Annotated in this window: 13 protein-coding genes and 2 rRNA genes; 8 read left to right on the forward strand and 7 right to left on the reverse strand. The window is 44.8% G+C overall.

What is annotated here, in order from left to right; genetic code table 11:
- Both BLW60_RS10295 and rrf read left to right on the forward strand, forming a co-directional pair.
- Positions 1-173: ribosomal RNA gene (locus tag BLW60_RS10295) — 23S ribosomal RNA — on the forward strand; the annotation flags it as partial.
- A 69-nt stretch (positions 174-242) separates the two neighbouring features.
- Positions 243-359: ribosomal RNA gene (gene rrf, locus BLW60_RS10300) — 5S ribosomal RNA — on the forward strand.
- A 34-nt stretch (positions 360-393) separates the two neighbouring features.
- Here the strand turns inward: rrf and BLW60_RS10305 are convergent.
- The 7 genes from BLW60_RS10305 to alr form a co-directional block, all read right to left on the reverse strand.
- The gene (locus tag BLW60_RS10305; RefSeq protein ID WP_074717068.1) at positions 394-990 is read right to left on the reverse strand and encodes a dipicolinate synthase subunit B; all 597 of its coding nucleotides are present in this window, start codon (positions 988-990) and stop codon (positions 394-396) included.
- On the reverse strand, positions 983-1,846 hold the full coding sequence (locus BLW60_RS10310) for a dipicolinate synthase subunit DpsA (protein WP_074717070.1): 864 nt from the start codon (positions 1,844-1,846) through the stop codon (positions 983-985). The genes BLW60_RS10305 and BLW60_RS10310 overlap by 8 nt, the downstream gene beginning before the upstream one ends.
- Positions 1,847-1,989: 143 nt before the next feature.
- Complete coding sequence (locus BLW60_RS10315; RefSeq protein WP_028517249.1) at positions 1,990-3,057, reverse strand: branched-chain amino acid aminotransferase; 1,068 nt, start codon at positions 3,055-3,057, stop codon at positions 1,990-1,992.
- 33 nt (positions 3,058-3,090) lie between these two features.
- On the reverse strand, positions 3,091-3,222 hold the full coding sequence (locus BLW60_RS17280; protein ID WP_278289914.1) for a hypothetical protein: 132 nt from the start codon (positions 3,220-3,222) through the stop codon (positions 3,091-3,093).
- Positions 3,223-3,352: 130 nt separating this feature from the next.
- A complete protein-coding gene (locus tag BLW60_RS10320; RefSeq protein WP_074717072.1) occupies positions 3,353-3,967 on the reverse strand; it encodes a TIGR04100 family radical SAM protein in 615 nt (204 codons plus the stop codon).
- 1 nt (position 3,968) lies between these two features.
- A complete protein-coding gene (locus BLW60_RS10325) occupies positions 3,969-4,487 on the reverse strand; it encodes a SecDF P1 head subdomain-containing protein (RefSeq protein WP_074717074.1) in 519 nt (172 codons plus the stop codon).
- Between the two features lie 58 nt (positions 4,488-4,545).
- Positions 4,546-5,682: an alanine racemase gene (gene alr, locus BLW60_RS10330; protein ID WP_074717076.1), complete on the reverse strand. Its 1,137-nt coding sequence runs from the start codon at positions 5,680-5,682 to the stop codon at positions 4,546-4,548.
- Positions 5,683-5,809: 127 nt separating this feature from the next.
- Between alr and BLW60_RS10335 the strand changes: the two genes are divergently transcribed.
- From BLW60_RS10335 to BLW60_RS10360, 6 genes are all read left to right on the forward strand, one after another.
- On the forward strand, positions 5,810-6,511 hold the full coding sequence (locus tag BLW60_RS10335) for an SLOG family protein (RefSeq protein ID WP_074717078.1): 702 nt from the start codon (positions 5,810-5,812) through the stop codon (positions 6,509-6,511).
- Between the two features lie 332 nt (positions 6,512-6,843).
- Positions 6,844-7,722, forward strand: coding sequence for an LCP family glycopolymer transferase (locus BLW60_RS10340; RefSeq protein ID WP_074717079.1), 879 nt, complete (start codon positions 6,844-6,846; stop codon positions 7,720-7,722).
- 1 nt (position 7,723) lies between these two features.
- Entirely contained in the window at positions 7,724-8,488 is a 765-nt protein-coding gene (locus BLW60_RS10345; RefSeq protein ID WP_074717081.1) for a TatD family hydrolase, read from the forward strand.
- Between the two features lie 20 nt (positions 8,489-8,508).
- Entirely contained in the window at positions 8,509-9,258 is a 750-nt protein-coding gene (locus BLW60_RS10350; RefSeq protein ID WP_074717083.1) for a PP2C family protein-serine/threonine phosphatase, read from the forward strand.
- 661 nt (positions 9,259-9,919) lie between these two features.
- Complete coding sequence (gene serC / locus BLW60_RS10355; RefSeq protein WP_074717084.1) at positions 9,920-11,005, forward strand: 3-phosphoserine/phosphohydroxythreonine transaminase; 1,086 nt, start codon at positions 9,920-9,922, stop codon at positions 11,003-11,005.
- Between the two features lie 140 nt (positions 11,006-11,145).
- Positions 11,146-12,306 (forward strand): 3-phosphoglycerate dehydrogenase family protein, encoded by a 1,161-nt coding sequence (locus BLW60_RS10360; RefSeq protein ID WP_074717086.1) that lies wholly within the window; start codon positions 11,146-11,148, stop codon positions 12,304-12,306.
- The last annotated feature ends 53 nt before the right edge of the window (positions 12,307-12,359 follow it).

Genomic DNA, 12,359 nt, shown 5'->3' on the forward strand with positions numbered 1-12,359 from the left:
TAAGTGCGGAACGGATAAACGCTGAAGGCATCTAAGCGTGAAGCCGACCTTAAGATAAGATATCCCTTCGTAAGAGTAAGACCTCTCAAAGACTATGAGTTTGATAGGCTCAAAGTGTAAGCGTGGTGACACGTTCAGCTTGCGAGTACTAATCGGTCGAGGGCTTTTCCTTTTTACTTCTGAACTTCTTTGTTCTTGCCTCGCATTACGCTTTATTCGTTTCAAAACTTCACAAATATTTAGTCGGTGCTTATGGCAATGAGGTCACACCCGTTCCCATTCCGAACACGGAAGTTAAGCTCATTCGCGTTGACGATACTTGGCTGGTGACGGCCCGGGAAACTAAATCAGTGCCGACACTCTAAAGGACTACTTCTTGTAGTCCTTTTTTATTTATGGTCTTGAATGATAGATTATAGGGCGGAGCTGTATGCCGTTCAGAGCTGCTTCTATTGCTTGTGGGAGCATTGAAAATTCAGCCACAAGTGACGCTGGCTTGTTTATCCAGTCGTCCTGTATCATTGGAACAAAGTAATAATTCTTGCGGTTGAAAAGCACTCCCAGATTTTGGGCAGAGCCCATAAGTGAGTCATTGGAAGCTATTGCAAGTACAACGGGCTTGCCGCGGCGAAGATGAGATTTTACAGCCATAGTCACAGCTGTATCGGTAATTGATACGGCAAGTTTTGCTGCTGTATTTGAGGTGCAGGGAGCAACTACCATTATATCTGTCATATCCTTAGGACCGATAGGCTCAGCGTCCTCGATAGACATTATAATGTCCTTTCCTGATATCTTTTTCAGCCTTTTGATGTTTTCTTCGGCTGTGCCGAAGCGCGTTGATATAGAGGCGACGTTTTCAGACATTATCGGAATAAGCTCTGCACCGTACTCCGCAAGTATCTCAGCCTGTTCAAAGCTCTGCTTAAATGTGCAGAACGAGCCTGTCATGGCATAGCCTATCTTTAGTCCCTTTAAAGCGTTACTCAACGGCTTCACCCCTTTCCCATATCATGGAGCTAACTGTTTCTGCGATTATCTCCCCCGATGTGACGGGAGCAGTTTTTCCCGGGAGTCCAAGTGCCCATATAACTCTGATACCATGTTCGAGAGCGGCATCGAAATCAATTCCGCCCGGTTTTGAGGCAAGGTCGATGAACAGAGTGTTTTTATCAAATCTTCCGAGCATATCATCGTCGAAGATAAGCTTTGGAACTGTATTGAAAACCAGGTCATAGCTGCCGTTAAGACGGCTTGTGGGGATAGCTTTTATGCCGTGGAGCCTTGCCTTTGCAGTACCACGGGAGTTGTGTACAGCCGCGGTTATATCCGCACCGAAGCCCTTCAATATCTCAGCAAGAGCTGTACCTATCCTGCCAATTCCTACTATGAGGACTTTCAGTCCGTTGAGAGTAACGGGAAGCTCTTCAAGTGCAAGCTGAACAGCTCCCTCGGCAGTTGGTATGGCGTTTTTCAGACTCATTTCCTCACGCAGGAGATAATCGTATATCGTATGTTCGGGTATGGCTTTTCTGAGCTTGTCATCGACTCTTCCTGCATATATAACAGCATCGGGAGCAAGCAGCTCCTCAACTGCGGCTATTGATATGACAGAAGAACTGCACGGTGCAAACAAAGTTCCCTCGCTGTTGAGTGGGGGCAAAGGCAGTACAGCGCAGTCATATGAGCGGACTCCTGTACGGTCGGCAGTTTTCAGATCAAGGTCATCGGGTATACGTTCACGGTCGAAGCCGAGAACGCTTATTTCAAATTCGCGTGACAGTCTGGCAGCACAGTAAAGCTGACGCATATCACCGCCTGTGATAAGTATTTCAGGTCTTTTCATATATTTCTCCAATCTGCCCTATGGCAAAGAAGTGATTATCTCTAATCAACCTATTATATGAAAAAGCAGGCGGAAGTGACAATATATCAATATATAAAAAAGGCGTTTCCATTGCGGAAACGCCTTTAACAATACTTTTATTATCAGTCGATAGGAAGGATCCAGTTGAATGTATCCTCTATCTTGCCCCACTGGATACCTGTCATTGTATCATAGAGCATCTGTGAGATCTTACCGATCTTGTTGTCGTTGATCTCCATAACCTTGTCGTTCCACTTGAGGTGGCCAACAGGTGAGATAACAGCAGCAGTACCTGTACCGAATACTTCGTCAAGCTTGCCAGCATCGTAAGCATCAGCGATCTCCTGGATAGTGATACGTCTTTCCTCAACTTCGATGCCCTTAGACTTGCAAACTTCGATAGCGGACTTTCTTGTGATACCGGGGAGGATAGAGCCCTGAAGCATAGGAGTTACTACCTTGCCGTCGATAACGAAGAAGATGTTCATTGCGCCAACTTCTTCGATGTACTTCTGCTCAACACCGTCGAGCCAGAGAACCTGTGAGTAGTTCTGCTTGTGAGCCTCGTCCTGTCCGATAAGAGAAGCAGCGTAGTTACCGCCTGTCTTAGCGAAGCCCATACCGCCTCTTACAGCGCGGACATACTTGCTCTCAACGTAGATGTTTACAGGGTTAAGACCTGTTTCATAGTAAGCTCCCGAAGGTGAGAGGATAATGATGAAGAGGTACTGAGCACCTGGCTTAACACCGAGGAACGGATCAACAGCGATGATGAATGGTCTGATATAGAGTGACTCGCCTTCCTTTGAAGGAACCCAGTCCTTTTCTACCTTGATGAGTTCTGTAAGGCACTTCATGCCAAGCTCAACAGGAAGCTCAGGGATTACAAGTCTCTCGTTGGACTGATTGAGTCTCTTGAAGTTTTCCTCAGGACGGAAAAGCTGTACCTTGCCGTCAGCAGTTCTGTAAGCCTTTAAGCCTTCAAATACTTCCTGACCGTAGTGGAGACACATAGCGGCAGGTGAGAGCTCGAGAGGAGCATAAGGCTTGATCTCGGGATCATGCCAGCCCTGTCCCTCATCATAGGGCATAACGAGCATATAGTCTGTGAAGATGTGACCGAAGCCGAGCTTGTCGCCTGGCTGTGGCTTAGCCTTGAGGCTTGCTGCTTTTGTGAATTTGATTTCCATTTTATTCAACCTTCTTTTAATAATATTGACCTGTTAATCTGTGACCGAGAAGTAATTCTTCTCGTAAATGCGCTTGCAGACGAATATAGTTACAGCAGCGGCAAAAAATGCCAGAACTGTTGAAGTGATAGAAGCTGCAAGAATGACTTTACTTTTTTTGCTCATAAAAAACTACTCCTTATCTCAGATCAGAGAAATCTTTCAATAAATAATTATACCATATTTCTGTATGTTTTTCCATAGTCGAAATGCTAAAATACTGCACAAAATGAGGTGTTGAAATATGTGCAGTATATCAGTCGTCAAAGGTTCTGACGCGTAGCTTTGCTCCCAGCTCGGCAGCAAGCTTCTTTGAAGCTTCTATCTGCTCGGGAGGGATAACGTCAACTACTGACATTACGATCTCAGCTCTGCCTATTTTTACGCAGTCCTTAGTGAATTTCTGGAGAGCCTCGAAAGCGTTGTCAAATCTTGGGCGTGTGACTTTCATGTACTCGTCCTCAGTGCCTGCATTAAGGCTGATAGAGATTATATCAAGGGAATAGCAAAGAGCCTTGGAAATACTTCTGCCGTGGATAAGATCGCCGAGACCGTTCGTGTTGAGTCTGAGCTTGGGACATCCTTCTCTGCTGCGGAGATAAGCCGCAGTCTCAAGTATCATGTCAAGACGCTCTGTAGGCTCGCCGTAGCCGCAGAAAACTATCTCTCTGTACTTTTTGAGATCGCGCTTTCTGAGGTCCATGATTATCTCGTCCCATGAGGGTTCATGCTCAAGCCAGAGCGGATCTGAACCGTATGCACCGTCAGCATGATTGCGTATGCAGAAAGTGCAGTTGCAGGGACATTTATTTGTAAGGTTGAGGTAGAGGTTATTGCCTACCTCATAAGAAATAGTCATAGCTTTAATCATATTATTCACCTTCGTTATTATTAGTTTCGGATTTTTCTATACACTCGTATATCCAGCCTGCTATCTTTCCGGCTTCTCTGAAGTCTGTTCCCGATATAACGGCTGCACCGTTGGTGATGGGTTCATCTACAGTAGCGCGGCTGATAAGATATTCGTTGTACCAAGTGGAGATGATACCTTTGTTTTCGGCAGCCTCAGTAGTAGCCTTTGCGAATATCTCTTTGCCCTCTTCATCGAAAAAGATATCGACAACGTATGTAGATTCACCTGAGTCGCTGGGAAGTATCTCCATTGAGCAGTCAGTGATATGGTCACTTGTGAGGAATGGTTCTGTGCTTGCGTCCTCACCCATGCGGAAGAATATCTGACTTTTGGCTGCTGTAGTCGGTTCGGTAGTTTGCTCCTGAGTAGTCGTTTTCGGAGCGGTCGTTGTCTCAGTGCTGCTGTTTTTGGATAACGGATTGCTGCAGCTTGTTAGCATTAAAAGAGCAGATGCCAATAATAAATACTTCTTTTTCATAATATTCCACCTTTTCAGGGACGCACACTGCGCGTCCGTATTAAGCGCTAAAATCCGATCATTCTATATATATACGCGGTACACGCTTGGAGATGCCGCAGACTACTTCGTAGCCGATAGTTCCGTATATCTGAGCAAGATCATCGGCGGTTATGCGTTCGCCGTTCTCTTCGCCTATGAGTATCACGATATCGCCCGACTTAGCTTCGGGAACGTCCGAAACGTCTATCATGAGCTGATCCATGCAGACTCTGCCGACTATTTTACAGCGTTTTCCGTGAACGAGCATTTCGCCTTTTGAGCTGAGAAGTCTTGAATATCCGTCAGCGTATCCGATAGTAACGGTAGCGATACGCATTTCATGGTCAGCCACAAATGTGCGTCCGTAGCTTATGCAGTCGCCCACATTTACAGTCTTGACATGAGAGATAACAGCTTTGAGCTCCATAAGCGGTTCGAGACCGTCGGGGATATCAAGGCTGACATCGGGGTGCAGACCGTAAAGGATAATTCCAGCTCGTGAAAGAGTGCTGCGTGAGCTGTTTCTGTAGCAGGTAGCCGCACTGTTCATAAAGTGGAGATGTTTTAGCTTTATGCCGTGGCTCACAAGTACATCGTATGTATCGGTTATGAACTTCTCCTGCTTGTCGGTGTAAGCGATATTGTCGGGATCGTCGCTGTCTGCAACAGCAAAGTGTGTATATATACCCTCAACAGAGAGCTTGTCGATCTTCATCATAGCCTCTATCTCGGCGGCGCAGGCTTCGGGAGTATCATGCTTGAGACCTATTCTTCCCATGCCTGTATCTATCTTTATATGACATCTTATGGGCGCAGGAGTGTTCTTCACAAGCTCCTGAGCATATTCTGTGGAAACAACGCCCTGAATAATGTTGTATGAAGCTATCTCGTGAGCGTACTCGGGGGGAGTATATCCGAGAATGAGGATATCTGCATCGGGAGCGAATTTCCTTACAGCTATAGCTTCATCAAGGTTTGAAACGGCGAAATACTTTATTCCGCACTGCTCAGCCAGACAGCGTACGATGTGCTCATCGCCGTGACCGTAAGCGTCCGCCTTGACTACAGCCATTATTTCTGTACCTGCTGAGTTTAAGCTCCTTATTATTTCAACATTTTTTCTTAGCTTGGGGAGAGATATCTCAGCCCATGCTCTTTTGAGATACGGCTTCATTTCCGTTATCAATCCTTTCTTTATGTCAAAGTTAAAATTTAATTACAAGTTAAAAAACGCCTTGAAATAATACATAATTTATGTTATACTTTTTAGTGTATGATTTTTTAGAGAAGCGAGGTGTGTCATGCTTTTCTCACTTGATTCGGGTATCGAAGTAATGCCTGCGGAGACTATTGAGACAGACGCAGGGCGCACTGTCTGCTTTACAGGTCACCGCGAAAGCAGCGTGATACCATATATGAAAGATCCTGTTTACAGCAGGATAACCCTGCGCACTGTTCAGCTCATGCTGTTCAGATACATAGACATGGCTGTTGAATACGGCTACAAAAGCTTTATAAGCGGACTTGCCGTTGGTACAGACCTGTGGGCGGCAAAGTATATACTCAATAAAAAACGTGCTGACAGCAGCATACGCCTCATCGGTGTCATGCCTTATCTGCGCCATGCAGAGCGTTTCAGCAGCAGCTACAGGGAGATGCTTGAAGATGTGGAAAAAGGAGCGGATATGCTTCTTACCACAAATACCGATCCAACAGTAGTATATGGCAAAAGCCGCACAGGAGAGAACACCTCTCCCGATCTTTACCGTGTCAGGAATTATTTCATGGTAGATCATGCTTCTGCGGTAATATCCTATTTCAACGAGGGTTCGTTCAAATCGGGAACATATCAGACGCTGAACTATGCAGTCCGTCAGGGGCTGAAGATACGGCGTTTCGGTCTTGAAGACGCATATTCCGTCATTGACGAGTGCGGAGCTGATATAGAAAGCATACGCAGAAAGCTTGTTTTTATGGAAAATGTCTTTGATCTTCCCTATTAATTATATCACATAAAACTTTTTTTGCAAGTTTATTCAGATAATTTTTCCTCAAATAAAAACTGAGTTAATGAATGTCTGTTCTTTTTCAACAGACTGTTGAATTGTGTGTTTAAACATGGACAAGCAATTCATTCATGTTGAAAATGTGGAAAACTTTGTGGATAACCGTATTTGCGCCAAGAAGTTTTTAACTTTGTTTTTTGGAAAACTTTTTTATTCATTTCCCGATGTATATTTTTTAGAATATAACTTTATACGATCAGTTTATATCCTTTGTGATATTAATAACATATAAAACAAAACTGTAAAAATACATGAAAGGAGCCAATGAAATGGCAAAGAGAAAAAGCGGACATATAGCTGTCCCATTCCTTATCACTATCTTTATCGGACTTATTATCGTAGGAGGCGGTGCATACGGAGTTTACCGATATTTCGACTTGGGAAAGAAAGAGGAGCTTACTGAACCCATACCGCGAGAGGTCGATGAGATAACCTCTGAGGACAGTCACACTATGCTTCTTATACTTGACGTTCCCGAAAAGAATTGTCCGCCAACTTTTGTACTCATGCGTTCGATGCCTGTAAAGAAAGAGGTAGTATTCATAGGCATCCCTTCAAATACTATCTACCTTTTAGATGGTGAGCAGAAGAGCATAAACGGAAGCTACGGAAGCGGCGGTGCTGATTCTGCTGTTGATTTTGTTTCAAAGGTGTTCGATCTGCAAATAGACAGATATATGAAGTTCAACGCAGATGCTGCAAAGAAGGTCTATGATATTTTCGGTGATGTTACTTATCCTGTCAACGCTGATATCGCAGGCTTCCAGAATGACGGTTCAAGCCAGCTCCTCAACGGCGATCAGGCTCTTACATTCGTTACATACAGAATGTTCAAGGACGGAGAGAGTGAGAGAGCTTTCACAGCAGCTACTTTCCTTTCATCAATGCTCAACCAGACAGACGGTGAGCGTATTGCCTCTAATATGGACGACAGCTTCAATATCATCATCAACATGGTCGAATCAAATGTAACATCTAAGGATTATAAAGACCATAAGACAGCTTTGAAGAATATGTTCAAAAACGGCAAATCCATTTCTTCTGCTATCTCACTGGACGGTACTATCTCAGGCGAGGACTTTATCCCAAGTGACAAATTCCTTGACGATATCAAGGAGAAGTTTTCAGAAGCAAAAGAAGTAAAGTAAGATGAAGATTTTTGATACTCACTCTCATTATGCAGACCATGCCTTTGACGAGGACAGGGAGCAGGTGCTTGCCGAGCTTCCCGACAAGGGCGTTGAGCTTGTGATGCTTGCAGCTTCTGATATGAGGGACTGCGCTGCAAATTCCGAGCTTGCGAAAAAGTATGACTATGTTTATGCTGCCGCAGGCATACACCCAGAAAGCCTTGACGAAACACCTGAGGATTATCTTGACTTTCTAAGAGAAATCATCGGTTCAAATCCTAAGATAAAGGCTGTAGGCGAGATCGGTCTTGACTATCACTATGAGGGCTATGATCGTGAAAAGCAGATACGCTTTTTCCGCGAGCAGCTTGCACTTGCTGCTGAGCTTGATATGCCTGTCATAGTCCACAGCCGCAACGCCACCGAGGACACAGTGGAGATACTGAAAGAGTTCCGTCCGAGGGGAGTAGTCCATTGCTTTAGCGGTTCTGCTGAAACAGCAAAGGAAATATTAAAGCTTGGAATGTACATCGGCTTTACGGGAGTCCTTACGTTCAAAAATTCAAAAAAAGCACTGAAAGCACTGGAGGCTGTTCCGCTGGACAGACTTCTCATGGAGACTGACTGCCCGTATATGGCACCAGAGCCTTTCAGAGGCAGACGAAGCGACAGCTCGATGATAGCTTTCACGGCTGCAAAGGCTGCCGAGATAAAAGGAGTTCCCACAGAGGAGCTTATTGATATTACCTGCCGCAACGGAATGAAGATGTACGGCATAGAATAAAAAGTAAAGGAGGAGTCTTGATGTATTACTGCTGCGGAGTTACAGACAAGGGCATAATGCCCCATAATGAAGATGCTCTGCTCATAAATAAAAGCGTTATTGATTCAGGCTCTTCCGAACAGAATGTATCGGTCCCGTTTATTGCGGCTGTATCTGACGGGGTATCGGGCGAGCGTTCAGGCGAGCTTGCTTCAAAGATGTGTCTGGAGCTTGTACGCGATATTGATTACAGCAGAGAGGTAAAGCTTGACGACGAGCTTCTCGGCATACATCAGAAGCTTGCGGATTACAGCAGGTCTGATCCCGAAATGCACAATATGCAGGCAACTCTGTGCGGTATAGCAGTAGATGAGACAGGAAATATCCTCACATTCAACGTTGGCGACTCCCGCCTGTATCGTTACCGCAGCGGACGTATCAAGCAGATATCCCGAGACCAGTCACTTGTGCAGCTGCTCATTGACGAGGGAGCTATTACCAGTGAGGAACGCAAGAATCATGTCCACCGCAATATTATTTTCCCTGTTTTCGGCAATCAGAAGTCAGCACCGCAGATAGATACTGTAGTGCTTGAGGGTGGGATGGAGTACGGTGACCTGCTGCTGCTGTGTACGGACGGACTTTCGGATTATGTCTCGGTGCTCGATATCGAGGAGATAATAGAAATGCCGAAAAGTCTGGATATGCGGCTTCATATGCTGGTGAAAAAGGCTCTTGATAACGGCAGCAAGGACAATATATCAATTATTGCAGTCGCATATTATGAATAAACACAGGGAACGGCTTAAAGTTGATACTGGTATAGAAGTATAGCCCCAACGCATTTGAACTGCTTTGGGGCTAATTATTTTAATTACGACTTGCCAGATAACTTGCTGAATGTATGAACGGGATTCCAAAGGGACTGTGTTCCTTTGGCAGAGTCCAGAGACAGCGTCGCTGGTCGCTGTTCACAGTTTTCAAAGAACAGCGAAATGATACGAAGGCGCATCGCAAAGGGTGAATTCAAAAACAGTCCAGTGGACTGTTTTTGAAGAGGGTGACTCCCTGCTGTGCAGGGAGATGTCTGTAGGACAGAGGGTGCCGGACCCGATTAGGGTCGCCTTGCAAGAGAAGGCGTTCCCTACCGCATTCTCGTTCAATTGTTTTGCTGTTAACGGGCGGATAATATCCGCTCTTACTTTTTTATTACGTTGCATTTTATACTGAAAAAAGCTTTGATACTGTGAAAGAATTACGTTAAAATGCGGCACTGTGCGGTCAAGCTCATAATGAGCAGTAAATTTGTCCTACCATTTTTTTTGCGGAATATTACCTTTGCAGGAAAAATTTCGATTTTATGTCTTGACTTATAAGGTCGAAAAGAGTATAATTTATATTGTATGGCGAATACTGCTTTTTATTTTATATATTAACTTGGAGGTATTTACAATGAGCAGAGTTTATAACTTCAGCGCAGGTCCTGCAGTTCTTCCTGAGGAAGTCCTCAAGGAGTGCGCAGAGGAAATGATGGATTACAAGGGTTGCGGAATGTCCGTAATGGAAATGTCTCACCGTTCAAAGGTATATGATGAGATAATCAAGGAAGCAGAAAAGGATCTTCGTGATCTTATGAATATCCCTGACAACTACAAGGTTATCTTTGTACAGGGCGGTGCTTCACTTGTATTTGCAGGCGTACCTATGAACCTTATGAAGAAGGGCAAGGCTGCTTACATCATCACAGGTCAGTGGGCAAAGAAGGCTGCTCAGGAAGCTGAGAAGTACGGCGACGTAGTAAGAGTTGCTTCATCTGCTGACAAGACATTCTCTTATATCCCTGACTGCTCTGATCTCGACATCCCTGACGATGTTGACTATGTATATATATGCGAGAATAATACTATCTACGGAACAAAGTTCTGGGAGCTCCCTAACACAAAGGGTCACGAGCTCGTTGCTGACGTAAGCTCATGCTTCCTCTCAGAGCCTGTTGACGTAACAAAGTACGGCGTTATCTACGGCGGCGTTCAGAAGAACGTTGGTCCTTCTGGCGTACAGATCATCATCGTTCGTGAGGATCTTATCGCTGACGGCCCTGCACTCAAGTGCACACCTACAATGATGGACTGGAAGATCCAGGCTGATAACGAGTCACTTTACAATACACCTCCATGCTATGGCATCTATGTATGCGGCAAGGTATTCAAGTGGATCAAGAAGATGGGCGGACTCGAGGCTATGAAGAAGCACAACGAAGCTAAGGCTAAGATCCTTTACGATTTCCTCGACAGCAGCAAGATGTTCAAGGGCACAGTTGAGAAGAAGGATCGTTCACTCATGAACGTACCTTTCATCACAGGCAATGAAGAGCTCGACAAGAAGTTCGTGGCTGAGTCAAAGGCAGCAGGCTTTGAGAACCTCAAGGGCCACAGAACTGTTGGCGGTATGAGAGCTTCTATCTACAATGCTATGCCTATCGAGGGCGTTGAGAAGCTCGTTGCTTTCATGAAGAAGTTCGAGGAAGAAAACTCGTAATAATTCATAATGCATAATGCATAATGCATAATTACAGTGATGTGTTATACTTGAGATATCGAGCGTAGCGAGCTCCGCAATTATGAATTATGAATTCTTAATTATGCATTTCAAAATCAAACAGAAAGAGGTTTACTGAAATGTACAAGATTCAGACATTAAATAAGATATCAGAAGTCGGAACAGATGTATTTGACAAGAGCAAGTATGCAATTTCTGATGATTGCGCTAATCCTGATGCTATAATGGTTCGTTCGGCAAAGATGCACGATATGCAGTTCGGCGATAACCTTCTTGCTATCGCTCGTGCAGGTGCAGGCGTAAATAATATCCCTGTTGAGCGCTGCGCACAGGAGGGTATCTGTGTATTCAATACTCCCGGTGCTAACTCAAACGCTGTTAAGGAGCTTGCTATCTGCGCACTTCTTCTTTCTTCAAGAAAGATCGTTGAGGCAGCTGAGTGGGCAGCTTCACTTAAGGGCACACCTGATGCTCCTAAGACAGTTGAGAGCGGCAAGTCAAAGTTTGCAGGTCCTGAGATCGCAGGCAAGACTCTCGGTATCATCGGTCTTGGTGCTATCGGCGGTAAGATCGCAAACGCTGCTGAGGCACTTGGCATGAAGGTCATCGGTTTCGATCCATACCTTTCAGTAGGTGCAGCTCTTCACCTTGAGCCTTCTGTAAAGATCGTTGCAGATATCAACGATATCTACAAGAACAGTGATTATATCACAATACATATGCCATATACACCACAGACAAAGAACACTATCGACGCTGAGCAGATCGAAATGATGAAGGACGGCGTTCGTCTTATCAACCTTGCAAGAGGCGAGCTTATCAACAGCGAGGCTGTAGTTAAGGCACTTGCAGACGGTAAGGTAGCTAAGTATGTAACAGACTTTGCTGATGATGTAGTTCTTGGCGTTGAGAACGTTATCGTTCTTCCACACCTTGGTGCTTCAACACCTGAGAGTGAGGACAACTGCGCTATCATGGCAGCAGAAGAGCTTATCGAGTACATCGAGAACGGTAATATCAAGAACAGCGTAAACCTTCCTAATGCTTCTATGAATGCTGTAGGCACAAAGATCTGCATCATTCACAAGAACGTACCTACAACTATTGCTTCTATCACATCAGTAGTTGGTAACGAGGGAATAAACATTGAGAACATGGTAAACGCAAGTAAGAAAGACTTTGCTTACACAATGCTCGATGTAACAAGTGATGTACCTCCAACAGTTGAAGGCAAGATCAACGCAGTTGACGGTGTTATCAAGGTAAGAGTTATCAAGTAAGATAATGATAATAATCAAGCCCCGAAGCTATAGCTTCGGGGCTTTTTGTTGTT

The sequence above is a fragment of the Ruminococcus flavefaciens genome (assembly GCF_900108555.1).
Taxonomy (GTDB): domain Bacteria; phylum Bacillota; class Clostridia; order Oscillospirales; family Ruminococcaceae; genus Ruminococcus; species Ruminococcus flavefaciens_P.

Excerpts from the sequence above, each read along its gene's own strand:
- BLW60_RS10310 (WP_074717070.1), bottom strand. The coding sequence starts at position 1,846 with ATGAAAAGACCTGAAATACTTATCACAGGCGGTGATATGCGTCAGCTT.
- BLW60_RS10315 (WP_028517249.1), bottom strand. The coding sequence starts at position 3,057 with ATGGAAATCAAATTCACAAAAGCAGCAAGCCTCAAGGCTAAGCCACAG.
- BLW60_RS17280 (WP_278289914.1), bottom strand. The coding sequence starts at position 3,222 with ATGAGCAAAAAAAGTAAAGTCATTCTTGCAGCTTCTATCACTTCAACA.
- BLW60_RS10320 (WP_074717072.1), bottom strand. The coding sequence starts at position 3,967 with ATGATTAAAGCTATGACTATTTCTTATGAGGTAGGCAATAACCTCTAC.
- BLW60_RS10325 (WP_074717074.1), bottom strand. The coding sequence starts at position 4,487 with ATGAAAAAGAAGTATTTATTATTGGCATCTGCTCTTTTAATGCTAACA.
- alr (WP_074717076.1), bottom strand. The coding sequence starts at position 5,682 with ATGAAGCCGTATCTCAAAAGAGCATGGGCTGAGATATCTCTCCCCAAG.
- BLW60_RS10335 (WP_074717078.1), top strand. The coding sequence starts at position 5,810 with ATGCTTTTCTCACTTGATTCGGGTATCGAAGTAATGCCTGCGGAGACT.
- BLW60_RS10340 (WP_074717079.1), top strand. The coding sequence starts at position 6,844 with ATGGCAAAGAGAAAAAGCGGACATATAGCTGTCCCATTCCTTATCACT.
- BLW60_RS10345 (WP_074717081.1), top strand. The coding sequence starts at position 7,724 with ATGAAGATTTTTGATACTCACTCTCATTATGCAGACCATGCCTTTGAC.
- BLW60_RS10350 (WP_074717083.1), top strand. The coding sequence starts at position 8,509 with ATGTATTACTGCTGCGGAGTTACAGACAAGGGCATAATGCCCCATAAT.
- serC (WP_074717084.1), top strand. The coding sequence starts at position 9,920 with ATGAGCAGAGTTTATAACTTCAGCGCAGGTCCTGCAGTTCTTCCTGAG.
- BLW60_RS10360 (WP_074717086.1), top strand. The coding sequence starts at position 11,146 with ATGTACAAGATTCAGACATTAAATAAGATATCAGAAGTCGGAACAGAT.